Raw genomic sequence first — 18075 nt, forward strand, 5'->3', positions numbered from 1 at the left:
TACAAAAAATCCGGGCACCAGTCAGGCTGGTTCCCGGATAAAATAGGATGTTAAATAAAAAAGAGGTCCGTGAGAACCTCTTTTTTGTTTTAAACCTGGTGGTTTATTATTTCAAAACCGCATAGTGGACGCAACAACAACCAAACAACTATTCATACCAACCACCAAAAAATGATTGAAAAGTAAGCCTTCGACCTATTAGTACCAGTCAACTCCACACCTCTTCAGTCGGCGCTTCCATACCTGGCCTATCAACCCCATCATCTATAGGAAGTCTCACACAGCACAACACTGCCAGGAAATCTCATCTCGAAACAGGCTTCCCGCTTAGATGCTTTCAGCGGTTATCCCTCCCGAACGTAGCCAATCAGCCATGCACCTGGCGGTACAACTGACATACCAGAGGTTCGTCCGTCCCGGTCCTCTCGTACTAAGGACAGCCTTTCTCAAATTTCCAACGCACGCAGCGGATAGGGACCGAACTGTCTCACGACGTTCTGAACCCAGCTCGCGTACCGCTTTAATGGGCGAACAGCCCAACCCTTGGGACCAACTCCAGCCCCAGGATGCGACGAGCCGACATCGAGGTGCCAAACCATGCCGTCGATATGGACTCTTGGGCAAGATCAGCCTGTTATCCCCGAGGTACCTTTTATCCGTTGAGCGACGGCCATTCCACAATGTACCGCCGGATCACTAGTCCCGACTTTCGTCCCTGCTCGACCTGCCAGTCTCACAGTCAAGCTCCCTTGTGCACTTACACTCAACACCTGATTGCCAACCAGGCTGAGGGAACCTTTGGGCGCCTCCGTTACTCTTTAGGAGGCAACCGCCCCAGTTAAACTACCCATCAGGCACTGTCCCTGAACCAGATCATGGCCCGAAGTTAGACATCCAGAATGACCAGAGTGGTATTTCAACAACGACTCCACGAACACTAGCGTGCCCGCTTCAACATCTCCCACCTATCCTACACAAGCCACACCGAACGCCAATACCAAACTATAGTAAAGGTCACGGGGTCTTTCCGTCCTGCTGCGCGTAACGAGCATCTTTACTCGTACTGCAATTTCGCCGAGTTCATGGTTGAGACAGTAGGGAAGTCGTTACTCCATTCGTGCAGGTCGGAACTTACCCGACAAGGAATTTCGCTACCTTAGGATGGTTATAGTTACCACCGCCGTTTACTGGGGCTTAAATTCTCAGCTTCGCACATAAATGCTAACCAATCCTCTTAACCTTCCAGCACCGGGCAGGAGTCAGTCCGTATACATCGTCTTACGACTTCGCACGGACCTGTGTTTTTGATAAACAGTCGCTTCCCCCTGGTCTCTGCGACCCATACACGCTCCAAGCAGCAAGTGCCCTTCACGCTCAAGGTCCCCCTTCTCCCGAAGTTACGGGGGCATTTTGCCGAGTTCCTTAACCATGATTCTCTCGATCGCCTTAGTATTCTCTACCTGATCACCTGTGTCGGTTTAGGGTACGGGCAACTAGAACCTCACGCCGATGCTTTTCTCGACAGCATAGGATCACCAAATCCCCCACAAACGGGGTCCCATCACATCTCAGGCAAACACGGCCGCATTTAACAAACCGATACCCTACATGCTTAGACCACGACAACCATCGCGTGGCTTGGCTACCTTCCTGCGTCACACCTGTTAATACGCTTACCGCCACAAATCGGGTCCCACAACCCACGATAAGCTCCCCTTGAAAAACAAGAGGTTACAAACCGCTTCGCATGGTTAGCATCAAAGTCTTGGTATGGACGGTTCTTCGTCGGTACGGGAATATCAACCCGTTATCCATCGACTACGCCTGTCGGCCTCGCCTTAGGCCCCGACTAACCCAGGGCAGATTAGCTTGACCCTGGAACCCTTGATCATCCGGCGCACGGGTTTCTCACCCGTGATTCGCTACTCATGCCTGCATTCTCACTCGCATACCCTCCACCACTGGTTTACACCGCAGCTTCACCGGATACACGACGCTCCCCTACCCAACATACAAAACGTACATTGCCATAACTTCGGTGGTGTACTTGAGCCCCGCTACATTATCGGCGCAGAATCACTTGACCAGTGAGCTATTACGCACTCTTTCAAGGATGGCTGCTTCTAAGCCAACCTCCTGGTTGTCTAAGCAACTCCACATCCTTTCCCACTTAGCACACGCTTAGGGACCTTAGTTGATGGTCTGGGCTGTTTCCCTCTCGACAATGAAGCTTATCCCCCACTGTCTCACTGCTACACTCTCACTTACCGGCATTCGGAGTTTGGCTGACGTCAGTAACCCTGTGGGGCCCATCGGCCATCCAGTAGCTCTACCTCCGGCAAGAAACATGTAACGCTGCACCTAAATGCATTTCGGGGAGAACCAGCTATCACAGAGTTTGATTGGCCTTTCACCCCTATCCACAGCTCATCCCCTCCATTTTCAACTGAAGTGGGTTCGGTCCTCCACCACGTCTTACCGTAGCTTCAACCTGGCCATGGATAGATCACTCCGCTTCGGGTCTAGATCCTGCCACTCAAACGCCCTATTCAGACTCGCTTTCGCTACGGCTACCCCACACGGGTTAACCTCGCGACAGAACACTAACTCGCAGGCTCATTCTTCAAAAGGCACGCTGTCACCCCAAAAGGCTCCAACGGCTTGTAAGCACACGGTTTCAGGTACTATTTCACTCCCCTCCCGGGGTACTTTTCACCATTCCCTCACGGTACTGATCCGCTATCGGTCATCAGGAAGTATTTAGACTTACCAGGTGGTCCTGGCAGATTCACACGAAATTCCACGAGCTCCGTGCTACTCGGGTGGTCACACATGCGGCGTGCCAAATTTCAGGTACGGGACTCTCACCCTCTCCGGCCGTCCATCCCAAGACGTTCCCCTATCCAACACAACATCACAACAGCAGCCAGTTAGAACTGCAACGGTAACTCCCACAACCCCCATGATGCAACGCCTAACCGCTATCACACACCACAGGTTTAGTCTCATCCGCTTTCGCTCGCCACTACTCACAGAATCATTACTTTATTTTCTCTTCCAGCAGGTACTGAGATGTTTCACTTCCCCGCGTTCCCCCCAACCAGCCTATACATTCAACTGGTGGTAACTAATATCACTACTAGCCAGGTTTCCCCATTCGGAAATCCTCGAATCAACGTCCTGTTATCGACTCCCCGAGGCTTATCGCAGATTCACACGTCCTTCATCGGCTCCTGATGCCAAGGCATCCACCGTGTGCCCTTAATGACTTACAAAACACACAAATAATCAAAGAATAAAATCTAAGTTGTTACAAAATCATGAAAACACCAAACAAACAATAAAAATCATTCGCTCACAGTTTCCAGAAGATGCTCGCGTCCACTATACAGTTCTCAAACAACAACCCACACACACAACTCAAAACAACCACCAACGATCATTCATCATCACGCGCCAGGCAAACAACAGGATAAACAAACCAAACGATTTGCTACCCCAAAACCCAACAGTATGCTCCGCTACGCCACCACAACGCGACGCCAAAAAACTAAATGCAATATTCCACCCATGAGCAAACCCAATGTCCAACACTCGTGAACAAACTAGGCCAACCAAAATGTTGTGCTCCTTAGAAAGGAGGTGATCCAGCCGCACCTTCCGGTACGGCTACCTTGTTACGACTTAGTCCCAATCGCCAGTCCCACCTTCGACGACTCCCTCCAAAAAGGTTAGGCCATCGGCTTCGGGTGTTACCAACTTTCGTGACTTGACGGGCGGTGTGTACAAGGCCCGGGAACGTATTCACCGCAGCGTTGCTGATCTGCGATTACTAGCGACTCCGACTTCATGGGGTCGAGTTGCAGACCCCAATCCGAACTGAGACCGGCTTTTTGGGATTAGCTCAACCTCACAGTATCGCAACCCTTTGTACCGGCCATTGTAGCATGCGTGAAGCCCAAGACATAAGGGGCATGATGATTTGACGTCATCCCCACCTTCCTCCGAGTTGACCCCGGCAGTCTCCTATGAGTCCCCACCATCACGTGCTGGCAACATAGAACGAGGGTTGCGCTCGTTGCGGGACTTAACCCAACATCTCACGACACGAGCTGACGACAACCATGCACCACCTGTATACCAGCCCCGAAGGGAAACCCTATCTCTAGGGGTGTCCAGTATATGTCAAGCCTTGGTAAGGTTCTTCGCGTTGCATCGAATTAATCCGCATGCTCCGCCGCTTGTGCGGGCCCCCGTCAATTTCTTTGAGTTTTAGCCTTGCGGCCGTACTCCCCAGGCGGGGCACTTAATGCGTTAGCTACGGCGCGGAAAACGTGGAATGTCCCCCACACCTAGTGCCCAACGTTTACGGCATGGACTACCAGGGTATCTAATCCTGTTCGCTCCCCATGCTTTCGCTTCTCAGCGTCAGTTACAGCCCAGAGACCTGCCTTCGCCATCGGTGTTCCTCCTGATATCTGCGCATTCCACCGCTACACCAGGAATTCCAGTCTCCCCTACTGCACTCTAGTTAGCCCGTACCCACTGCAAACCCGGAGTTAAGCCCCGGGCTTTCACAGCAGACGCGACAAACCGCCTACAAGCTCTTTACGCCCAATAATTCCGGACAACGCTCGCGCCCTACGTATTACCGCGGCTGCTGGCACGTAGTTAGCCGGCGCTTCTTCTGCAGGTACCGTCACTTTCGCTTCTCCCCTGCTGAAAGAGGTTTACAACCCGAAGGCCGTCATCCCTCACGCGGCGTCGCTGCATCAGGCTTGCGCCCATTGTGCAATATTCCCCACTGCTGCCTCCCGTAGGAGTCTGGGCCGTGTCTCAGTCCCAGTGTGGCCGGTCACCCTCTCAGGCCGGCTACCCGTCGTCGCCTTGGTGAGCCATTACCTCACCAACAAGCTGATAGGCCGTGAGCCCATCTAAAACCAGTACAAACCCTTTCCACACAGATTTCATGCGAAACTGTGTCATATCCGGTATTAGACCTCGTTTCCAAGGCTTATCCCAGAGTCAAAGGCAGGTTACTCACGTATTACTCACCCGTTCGCCACTAATCCAACCAGTGCAAGCACCGGTCTTCATCGTTCGACTTGCATGTGTTAAGCACGCCGCCAGCGTTCGTCCTGAGCCAGAATCAAACTCTCCGTTGAAAAACAAAAAAGAATGATAACTGTTATAGCTCAAAATAAAACAAACCATCACTTACACCCACGAGGCGGGCGCACTCACCGTGCTTAATGGTGAGACAAAGAGCGATGATCATAGCTGTCAATTATGAAAACCAAAGTTATCAAAATATAAATAAATAATTTGGTATCACATAAAGTTCTTTATAAACAAAGCACACTATTGAGTTCTCAAGCAACAAACCACCTCAACAACCACAACCCCACGCTCGGTGAGTCTTGCTCGTGTTGAGCAGTCAATTCTGTTATCATGTCACCCGCTCTCGCAGGCAACTCGTCTAGCTTACCAGGATCATCACCGCCATGCAACCCGAATCCATATGATCCGCACCACACTGTTTGCTACCAACACATCAACCACAACAGGACCAACACGCCGTCACAAACCAGCAACAACAACCCTATAAACTTCTCAAAACCACCGTCTGACTAGGAGCTTTACTCACTCCCTCGCCGCGACGACTCATACAACTATACGCACATGCTCCCCGGTGTGCAACTCGAGAGACCGTACCCTACGTCACAAAAATATGCTCAATACGCGCAGTACATAAACACGCAAAACAACCCAAAATCACGCATCCACAACAAAATGCCTAGTCAGAACCACATTATAAAAGTAAGCATACTTTATTGTATTAGCCATTGTGTCACCCAGACCACTGCAAAATAGCGGTTTTTCGTTATCCGGTTCACAAGAAAAAACTTTAAAAACTTTCCGAACAGGCCCCTAGAGACCCCTTTTTCGCCAATTTCGCTCAATTTTTACCGCTTTTCGGGAACAGAAGGGCTGCACGCATCGTTATACCTATGTACTTACACAATCCCTTACACAGAAAGAAGAAGTATGCCTGCCCTATCCATTCTCGACCTTGCCACCATCCACCCCGGTGAAAAACCCAAAGAAGCATTCAACCGTTCCGTAGAACTCGCACAAACAGCAGAGAAGCTCGGCTACGAACGCATCTGGTACGCAGAGCACCACAACATGAAGTCCATTGCCTCATCAGCTCCCGCAGTGCTGATCTCACACATCGGAGCAAAAACAGAAAAGATTCGCCTCGGTGCTGGCGGCGTTATGCTCCCCAACCACTCACCGCTTACTATCGCAGAACAATTCGGCACCCTCGCTGAACTCTACCCCGGACGCATCGACCTGGGACTAGGACGCGCACCCGGCACCGACATGAATACTCTGCGAGCGCTCCGCCGCGAACCCAACAACGCAGAACGCTTTCCGCAAGACGTCCAAGAACTGCAGGGCTACCTCAACGACGACACCCACATTCCAGGCGTCAACGCCACCCCGGGACAGGGAACAGAAGTACCCCTTTACATTCTTGGCTCATCACTCTTCGGCGCACAGCTAGCCGCAGCACTCGGCTTGCCCTACGCATTCGCATCGCACTTTGCACCCACTCACCTGGAACAAGCTATTAACGTGTACCGCGAAAAATTCCAGCCCTCAGAGCAGCTAGCTGAACCCTACGTGATCGCTGCCGTGAACGTCCTCGCATCGGACACCGAAGAAGACGCTCACGAACAACTAGAAATCACCAAGCGCAACCGCGTACGCATGATGGCAGGACGCGGCCGCGAAATCAGCGACGAACAGCTCGAACTGCTCATGCACTCACCGCAGGGACAGCAGATCCTTGAAATGATTCAATTCCGAGCAGTAGGCACCGGCGCCCAAGCAAAGGACTACCTGCTGCGCTTTGCCAACATGGTGCAAGCAGACGAGCTCATGCTCTCATCGCTAGCAACCAGCACCGAGCGAACCCTGCGCAACTACGAACTGATTGCTGAACAGATGATCAACAACTAAATATGCGCCGCAAAGAATTTAGGCCTCTCTATATATAGGACGCCCGCACACAGTCACTGCCGGATGCGGGCGTCCTTTTATATACATAAAATTAGTCGTGCTGAGACAGGTCATAACGAGGTGCTCGACCATGCAAGTAATTGCGCGAACTGTTGGTGCCGCCGCGGTCTGAACGCCACGCATCCAGCTCGTCTTCCATGATCTCCAGCTCATCGCGCAACTTATTGCGCTGGGCTCGCTGCCACAGACGAAAAGGCATCACCGCGAGCGCAACCAAAAGAACTAGAGCGAAAACGATATTGCCCAGCCCGGAGGTAAAAGCGAGGAAAGAATCCATGAGAGCTCCTTAGAGGTGGGGCAATGAGGCACGGTTTGATTAGATTCTAAGCCCGCACAAAGCCGTTAAACCAGAGGAAATCAGCGGCAAAATTGCCGGAAAAATCAGGTGAAAATCGCTGGCATTTTGGGATCCACAGGAGTTAAATAATGAGTGAGCCAAATAAGTGGTACGGCTCACAAGAAGTGAATCTTCGAAAGGAGATTTATGACAGGTGGTTTAGACAAACCCGCTGAGAATCTTATTCTCGGTGCCGCATAATCGCACAAGCACTCCACGCACACCGGACGTAACCGGATAGAAGAGCCCAGCTATGAGACAACTCAAGCGTACGGCCGCATAAGGATTAGGAGTCAGGCGGCGACGATGCCACTGAAACCAAGATTTTCACCAGAAAACCCCGCACGGGTTGCACGGAACGAACATTCCAGAGTACGCAACTACGGCGGGGTTTTCTTATGCCTACTGCGAGGGGCGTCGAAAGTGCGCTTTATCCCGTATTTTGAAAGAAAATCGGGGTTAAAGTGCAGTCTCGGTGGAGAGTTAGAGGCGCTTAGCCCCTTCGCGGATGCTCAAGGGCGCGAGCTGGGCTCGGTAGCGGTCAATAAAGTCAGCCACCCACGCCGGATCAGTCTTGGAATACTCCCGCAACGCCCATCCGATTGCCTTATTAATAAAGAACTCAGTAGAGCCAAAGTTCTTCACGATGATTTCCTCCAGCAACTGGGTATCGGTGCGCTCCTTGCGAGGACGCTGGTGGTCAGTGGCGATGGGGCGGATCCAGAAGTTCGCGTCCTGCGCCCACTCCAGCATCAGAGAGTTAAGCTCGGGGTGACGCAGGACGATATCTCCGATGATGGTGTCTAGGCGGTCAATGGTCTCCCACCAGCTTTTTGCCTCGGCAAGGCGGCGAAGCCAAGGAATATCATCGGGCGTTAGGTACTGTTTACAGGCAGCAAGGTAGTCCAGCGCGTTGTACTGAAATTCGCGGTGTTCTTGCGCCCAGGACGCATCCACAAAGGCGTAATTTGCACCATGACCTCGCAGACCTCACTGATATGCACGAGGTACTCCAGCGGTGACCACGTGTTTTTATCAGGACGCTGCGTCAGAGCGGAATTTTCGAACGCCGCACGTACGGGCGCAACCAGGCTCAGGATCCGACGCTCATTATCCTCATACGCATACCCCGGCATGAAACCACACTCGGCGCATCCATTCTCTAAAACCACCGTCCAGTTTTTAGTGTCAGCCGGGATCTCATCAATAGCGGGAAGCTCACTCATACGACATCTGCTCCTTCTGTGTGTTACGCGGAGGCGAAAAGGCCCCCACTCCTATTGTGCATCCCTCACCCGGGTGATGGGAATAGAAAGTTAAAGTAAGAGCAATATGTTGCAACATATATAGAAAACAATGAGGTTTCTAGACCCATACAATAGAACCAACGCACCCACGAAAGGACGCCCGCATGCCCGAGGACTACGGTTCACTGATTCTGACCTACCTCGGCATTGAGCCGTGGCGCATTCCCATTGTGATGATGTCAGCGCTCGGCATCTATCTGGCATTTTTACTGTTTGTGCGCATTTTCGGCGCGCGCGTGCTGAACAGTTGGAACGGCTTTGATGCTGTCGTTATCGTCATGTTCGGTGCAGTGGCAGGACGCGTCATCATCGGACACCCGCCAACACTTGCCTCGGGCATCATTGGACTGGGCACGCTTATTGCACTGGAAGCTATCTTTGGTGCCGCGCAATCCATCGCCGGCTGGCGCAGGTTCAGCCCGCACGCCCGCGTCATCGTAGCCCACGGCAAATTCGTGGACCACAATATGCGCCGCACACACCTCAAACGCACCGAAATTTTCACCGCCCTGCGCAAAGCGGGCATCACCTCGATCACCCAAGTGCAGTGCATGGTGTTGGAATCATCGGGCGGCCTCAGCATCATCCGTGAAGGCTCACCAATAGACGAAGAACTTCTGGCAGGAGTCATCGGCGCCGAGCTAGTACTGGGCAATACGGTGTAGCGTCCGCCCTTAGCCCCTAACTGCTGGATGTTTCACGTGAAACATCTACCTCTCGAGGTGCTCCACCAGTGCCTTAATCATGGCACCCATGCGCGAGCGCTCCGGCTGCACGGGGGTGATTCCCTGCTCTTCCAACGGTACGGACGTTACCGGGCCGACGCTTGCCACCACGGTTTTCTCGCGTAGGGCAGCGATGAGCTCGGGCAACTTCTCCTGCTCAGTGGCGTAGCCAAACAGTGCCTCAACAGCGGGGGCAGCAGTAAAAGTAATCGCGGTGATTTCACCGGCAATGATGCTGTCAATCAGCTCGTGCACAGCATTAATATCTTTCGGCTCTTCCCAGCGATGCGGCACCACCGTTGCCAGCTGAGCACCTGCATCTTTCAGGCGTTGCTCCTGTTCATGATCAGGCTTGCCGTGCTGCTGCAACACCACGCGCTTACCCTCAACGCCGACCTCAAGGGCGAGGTCAACGAGCGCACGGGTCACCTCCTCAGCTGCGATACCGGAATCCTCAAAGCCCAATGCGCGCACAGCGCCGCGTCCTTTTGCCCCGCGAACATAAAAATCAGCACCCGCCAAAGCATCACGCAGGGCGTCCTCTTGCCCGGCATCCGCAGCGAAACTCAACCAACCCTTGAGCCCGTAGCCGGTAGTCACCAGCACCATGTGCGGCGGGTTTTCGATAATGCCACGAGTATCAGCCTGCAAAAGCTCATCGGCATCGGTGGGTACAATACGCACCGTGGGAGCATAAACGACTCGCGCACCTTTGCGCTCAAATGCCTCGCCCTGCTCCGTGGCACGACGTGATGCGGTGACGGCAATGGTGGTTCCCGCCAAAGTAAGTGTATGAGTATCCGCTGACATGGCCCTCCTTATGTCTCTTTCTCTCAGAATATCTTTTACGCGAGTGAAGACGGGGCTTATACACAGGTGCGCGCAGTTCTATGCTGAAAAGAGAAGGAGTTGATGTGTGCGCAGCATTTATTGACACCAAAGGTGAGGCATCGCAGATTCAGGTGGGCGAGCTACCCACCCCCGACTACGGACCCAACGACGCACTGGTACGTGTGGAGTACTCTGCAGTGAACAATGTTGACCTGTTTGTGCGATCCGGCGCTTGTGAGGCTCACACCCCCTTCCCCTTTGTCATAGGACGCAACGTAGTGGGTATCGTCGAAGCGGTGGGTGAAGGTGTCTGCGAGTTCTCGCCCGGCGATGCAGTGTGGTCAAACTCGGCAGGTTATGACGGGCGCCAGGGGGCTTTCACTGAACTTGTCTCACTCCCCCAAGAGCGGGTATTTGCCAGGGCCACTCAGGATGCTTCGGGTAAAGAGATTCCGGCACAAACCTACGCCGCGCTCTCCCACGCCTTCTCAACAGCCCATCTGGGCATCAGCAGGCTCGGCGGCTTCACACCCGGCTCTACCGTCTTTATCGGCGGTGTTGCCGGTGGAGCCGGTAGCACACTGGCACAGTACACGGTTGCCAGCGGCGTGCGCGTGGTCGGCAGTGCATCACCCCGCGACTTCGACTGGGTGCACTCACTGGGCGTGGACGAGGTGCTTGGTTACCATCGCAACGATCTGGCAGACGCTTTAGCGCAGGTAGCGCCCGAAGGTTTTGACATTTGGTGAGACAACAGTGGAACCAACGACTTCTCACTCGCGCTACCGCTGATGGCGTTCGGTGGAAAGATTGCCCTGCTCTCAGGAATGAACTCTGATATTTCATTCTCGGCAGGGGCTCTTTACACTCGCGACCTTCAGGTGCGCGGCTTTGCGATGTCCGGGGCAACTGCCGATGATTTGGCGGACGCCGCATCCACCCTCAATAAATTCTTAGGTCGGGGAAATTTGCGGGTGCGCATCGGTAAAATCTTTGATCTTGCGGATGCGAGGACGGCACATGAAGCGCAGGAGGCAGGGAGCCTGCGCGGCAAGATTGTGGTGAAGATATAGAGTCTATTTCTCGCGGTGGGGAATTTTTGCAAAATGGGAGCCGTCAGACCCCCTGCAGGCAAGACGCCCAACAACCCCATCCCCAACCTATTTTTGATCAACTTTTGAAGGCCCCTAAACAGGATTGCCATAAGTTACCTCAAAATTGAGCTACTTTTGCCGCATTTTTTAGACAAGTTAAAATTCCGGGAAAATCGGACTTGACTAGGTATTTTAACAATTCAACAGATATTGAATTAGGCAAGATTCAACATTTGAGGAATTTAATGTTTAGGATTGTTTGAATTTTCACGATAACCTAGGGGCATGGCAGCTTCGAAGACACCAAAACGCAAAAATTCCTCACCCTCAAAAGCAGGTCGCAGAACAGGTGAGAACAACACCCGCAACGACATCCTCACCGCTGCCAAAAACCTCTTTGCCGAACACGGCTTCGAGGGCACATCCATGCGCTCCATCGCCACACGCGCATCCGTAGACCCAGCCCTCATCCGCCACTTCTTCGGCAACAAAGAAGCACTCTTCACGCACATCATCACTGAGCAGTTTGCGCTCGCCAACCAGATGCGCGACAGCTTCCAATCGGGCGACAGCAACCGCGGCCGAGCCATCGTCAGCGCATATCTACAGATGTGGAATTCTGAAGATATTAAGCCCCTTCTGCTGGGTCTGGTGCGATCAGCAATCTCGTCAGCAGACACCAACAGCAAAATGCGAGATGCCGCCTGGGAGCTATTCTCAACCGGCCCCTTCGGCCCCGGCACAACCAACATCGACCCCATCGCTTTCTCACTCATGAGCTCCCAGCTACTCGGTCTCGCCGTGGGACGCTACCTCATGGAACTCCCCCACCTCACCTCACTCAGCGATACCCGCATCATCAATGAACTATCACCGGTAATTCAGCGATACATCGACGACACCTACACCGAGATGGACGACGCGGTGCAGGGCGGCGGGATGCCCGGATTTGTCGCGGCAGCCCTCCCAGCCCAAGCCATGCAATCTGGAGAGCTTGCGCAAGCAGAAGAACCTGCCGCGCAAGAAGAACCCGCGGATGCAAATGATGCGGCGAGCGCGGAAGACGCCGACCCCTTTGAGAATGCAGCCACCGAGGCAGCTCTAGCAGAAACAGCAGTCGAGGAAACACCGGCGGCAGAAGATCGCGGTGAAGAAGTCACCGAAGCGCAGGAAACCGCCGTAGAGACAGAGGCACCTGCGGTTCCGACAGAGGATTCAACAGCAGAGACAGACCCCCTTAGCGACGACAATCAGCCCGCCGACGCAGCCCCCTCTGCACAGGCACACGATAGGGAAGAGCCAGCAGAAGTTGAGGCAACAGAGCCTGCAGCACCAACAGAGACCGCCGATGAATCTTCTTCAGATACGCTCAAACCTGCGCTCGATGAGGATGTGAAAACTCCAACGGAAGCCGCTAAAAAAACTTCCGACAGTTCAGCATCCACCTGGGAGCCAGAAGAGATTCTGATAGCTGAAGAGTTGCCGGTGGGAGGACCCGTCGAAGCACTACCGCTCAACGAAGCAGAAGATAATTCCCCAGTCGGTGAACACCAGCGTCCTGACGCGCTAGAAAACGCCCACGAGCCCACCCTCTTTGAGGGCCCTGAACCCGCCAAGCCAGCACCCAAGAAGAGCAAGAAAAAAGAATCGGCAGAGGATCAGCTCTGGCTCTTCGACGGACTTTTCTAGCCCCGTACGCGATGCGCGGGCGAACTCTCGACAAGTGGCTTTGAGAGCTACGCCATATTAGAGTTGAAGGTATGCCTGAGTACACCCAACCCACCGCCGAACACGACCCTTTCGCCTACCTCGAAGAGCTCAATGACGAGACCTTCGCCTGGGCACAGGAGCGTAGCAACGAATCCCTACGAATCTTTGCAGGCAAGCGCTTTGAGAGGCATCTGCACGAGACAGACGCGATCATGTCTGCCAAAGACAAGCTGGTGGTGGGCACGCGTCGCGGGGACTACGTCTACGACTTCTACGCAGACGGCCAGTACCCGCGCGGTCTGTGGCGACGCACGCGCAAAGAAGACTACGACGCCTACAAGGACGAGAGCACCCAGCCCGCCTGGGAAACCCTGGTAGACATCGGCGCACTGGGCGCACAAGAGAAGCAGCCTTGGGTGTACGGCGGCATGAAAATCTGCCACGACGGTTACGACCGTGCGCTACTCACCCTGCGCCTGGGTGGATCAGACACCACCGTCGTGCGCGAATTTGACCTTGCCACCAAAGAGTTCATGACGGACGGCTTCAACAAGCCCCTGGGCAAGGGTGACATGCGCTGGCTGAACAAAAACGCCGTCATCGTGGCGCACACCTTCGAAGATTCCGTGACGCGCTCAGGTTACCCGCATTCCGTCCGCCTGTGGTCGCGTAACACTCCCCTCGAGGACGCCGCGCTCATCCTGGAAGGACGCGACACCGACGTCATGGTCGGCGGGCACAACTTCAACATGGAAGGCTTTGAAAAAACGGTGGTCTACCGCGCCATCACCTTCCGCAACCACGAGTTCTACGACATGAACCGCGGCACCTACGAGCTCACGCGCATCCAGGTACCGGCGTCCGCCAACTGCGGGGCAGTGCGCCACTGGCTGACCGTGCAACTACGCGAAGACTGGGCTCTCCACGGAACGACATTCACGGCAGGATCCCTGCTCGCCCTGCCTTACGACGAGGCTCTGGACGCACCCGTGGCAGAGCACGTGCACGTTATCTTCGAACCCACCGACAGCTCATCGCTACTGAGCTACGCCGCCACCAAGAGCGGCATCATGTTCACCGTGCTCGATAACGTGCGCACCGACCTCTTCTTCGCTGAAGACTGCGGGGAGCACTGGGACATCCACGACCTGCGACCCGACGTCGGGGAGTTCAACAACATTCGCGTACAGCCCGTCAACCCGGATATTCGCGACGGCGTGCACCTGCTCGTTACCGGTTTTCTCACCCCGCCGACGCTCTACCGCGGCAGTTTCGTGGGCGGGTTCTCGGCAGAGCACTTTACCCTGCGCCCGCTACGCAGTACGCCGGATAGGTTCGACACCACCGGGCTAGAAGTACGCCAGCGCTGGGTTTCCTCGGCGGACGGCACACGCGTCCCCTACTTTCTGGTGGGCAACACCGATGCGCTGAACGGCAGCTCCCCCGCCCCCACGCTACTGAGCGCCTATGGCGGGTTTGAAATCAAGAGTACGCCCTCGTACTCGTCGCTCTACGGCAAGGGGCTTCTTGAGAAGGGGTACGTGTACGCGCTGGCGAACATTCGCGGCGGCGGCGAATTCGGACCACGCTGGCACCAGGCTGCCCTGCGCGAGAACAGGCCGCGCGCCTACGAAGACTTTATTGCCGTGGCACGTGACCTGGTGGACGCGGGCATCACCACCGTGCCACAGCTGGCGGCGATTGGTGGCTCCAACGGCGGGTTACTCATGGGCAACATGTACACGCACTACCCGCAGCATTTCGGGGCGATCGTCTGCCAGGTGCCACTGCTGGATATGAAACGTTACTCGCACTTGCTAGCGGGCGCATCGTGGGTCTCTGAATTCGGCGACCCCGATACGGATGACTGGGAGTTTTTGAAAGAGATTTCGGCGTACCACAACGTGAACCCGGACGATATTCACCCCACCTTGCTACTCACCACGTCCACCAAGGACGACCGTGTACACCCCGCGCACGCCCGCAAGTTCATGGCACTGCTTGAGTCAATGGGCAAGCCAGTGCACTACTTTGAAAACGCCGAAGGTGGGCACGCAGGTGCGGCGGACGTCAAACAGAAGGCCTACATCTACGCGATGATCTTCACCTACCTGGACAACGCAATCCTGCCGTAGGCGGGCGGGGCGCTGGGCGGTAGGGCCGATCGGTGGATGTTTCACGTGAAACAGTGAGAACACGAGCACCGAGATAGCGCGAAACCTTCAAACAGGCGGGATAATCCCGTACGTTTGAAGGTTTCGCATAGTTTCGCGGGTGGATGCGGCTTAGTAGTCGTCACCGCCCGAGTAGGAATCGTGCGTCATGTTCGCAAAGCGCGAGTAGTGGCCCTGGAAGGCGACCGCGATGGTCTTGGTCGGGCCGTTACGGTGCTTAGCCACGATAACGTCAGCCTCACCAGCGCGCGGGGATTCCTTATCGTAGACATCGTCGCGGTGCAGAAGGATGACCATATCCGCGTCCTGCTCGATACTGTTATGAACAGTCACGCCGTTAGCAATGAAGTTGTGATGACCCAAAACGGTAGCGTCAAAGACCTCTTCTTCACCACAGTATTCAATTTCAACGATTGAATCCCAGAACAAGTCGTTCACAGCAACCATGTCCAGCTCAGCTGAATCAAGGAGGGTAGCGACCTGGGTGAGACGCGAACGAGAGGGCGCACTCTTGTAATACGCAGAACCACAATACTGAGAACCCATAGCAGCTTGGAATTCGCGGTGCGTCATTCCCTTTTCAGAAAGAATGCGTTTCACATCGTCCCACACCTGGGCAGGGACAGTATCCACGTTAGTGTTGGATCTATATCCTTCCGTTTCCAGCACCTCTAATAGGGACTTACATTGTTCAGCACGGTTACCGAAAACTGAAATTTCGCGCAGGAAACGCAGCTGTTCGTCACGTCCTGAGATGTCCAAAGTGTAGCCCTGGCGGTATTCACCCTTCAAAGCAGTTTTTCGAATACGTGAATTAATACCGAAGCGCAGCAGGAGGATGGAAAGCTGATCTAGTAGTTCGCGTGATGTTGATGCATAGTAAATGCGCCCTGAACGTCCATTCTTGTTCACCGTTACAGAACCATCAGTTGCCCAAAGGTGCTGAATAAACAGAGCGATTTGACGCTTCGGAAGCGCGTTCACAGCCTCGGGGATAAATTTTTCCCACGAACGTAGGCCAAATAGACCCAACTCATCTAGCCATTCAGCCAGCGGGTTTCGCTTACCGTGCGTTAGACGGTGTGGAGCAGGTAGACGCAAAGAGACACATCGAGCAGCCGCGTGCTCATCTCGAACCGCAGTAATACCGAATTGCCCAAAAGCAGATTCGGTGACCACTCTCAAGTTATGTTCATCGATAGAGGCATAACGCAACGGCTGGCGCTTCACCGCCGAACCGTCCCCCAGCATATGAGCAAGCAAAATAACCTGCTCATCCGTCCACTCAACACGCTGTGCCGGGCCGTTGACGTGGCGAGGGACGCCAATGCGCTCGCCTACCTCGAGCTCGCCCAGCCCCTTCCAGCCGCGGAAAGTGAAGAATGGGTGGTTTGCGGTGGCGCGCAGTGTCTTGCCGGACGCGGTAGTCAGGCGGTAAACAGGCTTTACACCCGTTGAGAAAACATGGGACAGATGGCGCTCCACAAAGCGCATATCGTCACCCAGTGACCACACGGGCACATCCTTAGCGCCTGATGCGTACAGTTCACCCATGGTAGTTTCAGCACCGGTGTCAGCTCGCAGGATGCGGGTGCCAGCGGTGAGGCAGCCCGACTCGCGAAGGTCCGACACCATCGGCTTCTTGTCGGTTCGCTGCTCCGAGCCACGGTTCAGCTGCGACAGCGCGATGAGCGGAACCTCGAGTTCCTTGGCCATGAGCTTGAGCGCACGCGAGAACTCGGAGACCTCTTGCTGGCGGGATTCCACCTTTTTGCCGGAGCTCATCAGCTGCAAGTAGTCGAGCACAATCAGCTGCAGGTTGTTCTTCTGCTTAAGGCGGCGTGCCTTCGCGCGGATTTCCATGAGCGTCATATTCGGGGAATCATCAATGAACAGCGGGGCAGAATCCATCTTGCCCATCGCCGTAGCAATCTTCGCCCACTGCGAGTCATCCAGCGTACCCTTACGCAAATCAGACAGGTTGAGGGATGCCTCCGCCGAAAGCACGCGCATCGCAATCTCGTTGCGGCTCATTTCCAGTGAGAAGAAAACAGTAGCCATGTTGTTCTTAATGGCAGCAGAACGCGCGATATCCAGGGCGAACGTACTTTTGCCCATGGCCGGCCTGGCCGCGATAACAATCATCTGCCCAGCCTGCAGACCTGCGGTGAGCTCGTCGAACTCGATAAAGCCGGTGGGCACACCGTGGATGCCGTCGGCTCGGGCACCATTAGCCTCAATTTCCTCGACAGTGGAGTTCATGATCTCACCCAACGGCGCGTAGTCTTCGCTCTCGCGGGTATCAGCTACCTGGTAAATCTCAGTCTGCGCCTGGTTGACCAGCGAATCCACCTCGCCGTCGCTCTCATAACCCAGCTGCACGATGCGAGTACCGGCACTCACCAGGCGTCGCAGCACGGCGCGCTCGCGCACAATCTCAGCATAGAAACCAGCGTTCGCCGCGGTAGGCACTTGCGAAGTGAGGTTGTGCAGGTAGGGGGCGCCGCCAATGCGGTCCAGCTCGCCACGTTTCTTCAATTCGTCGGTGACGGTAATAGCGTCCGCAGGCTCACCGTGACCGTACAGCGTAATGATTGCCTCGTAGATACTCTCGTGCGCAGGCTTGTAAAAGTCAGCGCCGCGCAGCACCTCAACGACGTCCGCAATCGCGTCCTTCGACAGCATCATCGCGCCAAGAACCGACTGCTCCGCCGCCTCATCATGCGGGGGTGTACGAACAAACTCAGATTGACTCTCAGACACGCAATGCCACCTTAACTCAAAGAATTACCAGTGTTCTATTATGCC

10 protein-coding genes, 2 rRNA genes and 1 pseudogene are annotated in these 18075 nt (G+C 54.6%); 6 read left to right on the forward strand and 7 right to left on the reverse strand.

The genetic code is table 11. The features are described 5' to 3' along the window. Positions 1-178: 178 nt before the first annotated feature. Both IDM49_RS11130 and IDM49_RS11135 read right to left on the reverse strand, forming a co-directional pair. Positions 179-3275 (reverse strand): 23S ribosomal RNA (locus IDM49_RS11130). A gap of 360 nt (positions 3276-3635) precedes the next feature. Then, positions 3636-5165, reverse strand: a 16S ribosomal RNA gene (locus IDM49_RS11135). The 16S and 23S rRNA genes sit together here, the layout of an rRNA operon. 883 nt (positions 5166-6048) lie before the next feature. Here IDM49_RS11135 and IDM49_RS11140 point away from each other — a divergent pair. Further along, the gene (locus IDM49_RS11140) at positions 6049-7029 is read left to right on the forward strand and encodes an LLM class flavin-dependent oxidoreductase (protein WP_190724556.1); all 981 of its coding nucleotides are present in this window, start codon (positions 6049-6051) and stop codon (positions 7027-7029) included. 91 nt (positions 7030-7120) lie between these two features. Here the strand turns inward: IDM49_RS11140 and IDM49_RS11145 are convergent, their stop codons facing one another. From IDM49_RS11145 to IDM49_RS11155, 3 genes are all read right to left on the reverse strand, one after another. Further along, positions 7121-7366 carry a hypothetical protein gene (locus tag IDM49_RS11145; protein WP_190724557.1) on the reverse strand — a complete coding sequence of 82 codons (246 nt, stop codon included), beginning with the start codon at positions 7364-7366 and terminating at the stop codon, positions 7121-7123. Positions 7367-7909: 543 nt separating this feature from the next. Then, positions 7910-8383 (reverse strand): DNA alkylation repair protein, encoded by a 474-nt coding sequence (locus IDM49_RS11150; RefSeq protein WP_228008106.1) that lies wholly within the window; start codon positions 8381-8383, stop codon positions 7910-7912. Next, the gene (locus tag IDM49_RS11155) at positions 8302-8652 is read right to left on the reverse strand and encodes a hypothetical protein (RefSeq protein ID WP_190724558.1); all 351 of its coding nucleotides are present in this window, start codon (positions 8650-8652) and stop codon (positions 8302-8304) included. The genes IDM49_RS11150 and IDM49_RS11155 overlap by 82 nt, the downstream gene beginning before the upstream one ends. 185 nt (positions 8653-8837) lie before the next feature. Between IDM49_RS11155 and IDM49_RS11160 the strand changes: the two genes are divergently transcribed. After that, entirely contained in the window at positions 8838-9398 is a 561-nt protein-coding gene (locus IDM49_RS11160) for a DUF421 domain-containing protein (RefSeq protein ID WP_190724559.1), read from the forward strand. A gap of 45 nt (positions 9399-9443) precedes the next feature. Here IDM49_RS11160 and IDM49_RS11165 read toward each other — a convergent pair whose 3' ends face one another. After that, on the reverse strand, positions 9444-10268 hold the full coding sequence (locus IDM49_RS11165; RefSeq protein ID WP_190724560.1) for a uroporphyrinogen-III synthase: 825 nt from the start codon (positions 10266-10268) through the stop codon (positions 9444-9446). Positions 10269-10372: 104 nt separating this feature from the next. On the opposite strand from IDM49_RS11165, the gene IDM49_RS11170 reads away from it, so the two are divergent. The 4 genes and pseudogenes from IDM49_RS11170 (at position 10373) to IDM49_RS11185 (ending at position 15228) form a co-directional block, all read left to right on the forward strand. Further along, positions 10373-11038 carry an alcohol dehydrogenase catalytic domain-containing protein gene (locus IDM49_RS11170; protein ID WP_190724561.1) on the forward strand — a complete coding sequence of 222 codons (666 nt, stop codon included), beginning with the start codon at positions 10373-10375 and terminating at the stop codon, positions 11036-11038. A gap of 21 nt (positions 11039-11059) precedes the next feature. Continuing rightward, positions 11060-11362, forward strand: a pseudogene (locus IDM49_RS11175) (zinc-binding dehydrogenase); the annotation flags it as partial. A gap of 306 nt (positions 11363-11668) precedes the next feature. Next, entirely contained in the window at positions 11669-13072 is a 1404-nt protein-coding gene (locus IDM49_RS11180) for a TetR family transcriptional regulator (RefSeq protein ID WP_190724563.1), read from the forward strand. A gap of 71 nt (positions 13073-13143) precedes the next feature. Then, positions 13144-15228 carry a prolyl oligopeptidase family serine peptidase gene (locus tag IDM49_RS11185; protein ID WP_190724564.1) on the forward strand — a complete coding sequence of 695 codons (2085 nt, stop codon included), beginning with the start codon at positions 13144-13146 and terminating at the stop codon, positions 15226-15228. 150 nt (positions 15229-15378) lie between these two features. Here the strand turns inward: IDM49_RS11185 and IDM49_RS11190 are convergent, their stop codons facing one another. After that, positions 15379-18030, reverse strand: coding sequence for a replicative DNA helicase (locus IDM49_RS11190; protein WP_190724565.1), 2652 nt, complete (start codon positions 18028-18030; stop codon positions 15379-15381). Positions 18031-18075: the final 45 nt, after the last annotated feature.

The sequence above is a fragment of the Rothia terrae genome (assembly GCF_014705925.2).
Classification (GTDB): domain Bacteria; phylum Actinomycetota; class Actinomycetes; order Actinomycetales; family Micrococcaceae; genus Rothia; species Rothia terrae.

Bases quoted from the DNA above. Each gene is read 5' to 3' on its own strand.
- IDM49_RS11180 (WP_190724563.1), top strand. From the start codon at position 11,669: ATGGCAGCTTCGAAGACACCAAAACGCAAAAATTCCTCACCCTCAAAA.
- IDM49_RS11140 (WP_190724556.1), top strand. From the start codon at position 6,049: ATGCCTGCCCTATCCATTCTCGACCTTGCCACCATCCACCCCGGTGAA.
- IDM49_RS11165 (WP_190724560.1), bottom strand. From the start codon at position 10,268: ATGTCAGCGGATACTCATACACTTACTTTGGCGGGAACCACCATTGCC.
- IDM49_RS11145 (WP_190724557.1), bottom strand. From the start codon at position 7,366: ATGGATTCTTTCCTCGCTTTTACCTCCGGGCTGGGCAATATCGTTTTC.
- IDM49_RS11155 (WP_190724558.1), bottom strand. From the start codon at position 8,652: ATGAGTGAGCTTCCCGCTATTGATGAGATCCCGGCTGACACTAAAAAC.
- IDM49_RS11185 (WP_190724564.1), top strand. From the start codon at position 13,144: ATGCCTGAGTACACCCAACCCACCGCCGAACACGACCCTTTCGCCTAC.
- IDM49_RS11160 (WP_190724559.1), top strand. From the start codon at position 8,838: ATGCCCGAGGACTACGGTTCACTGATTCTGACCTACCTCGGCATTGAG.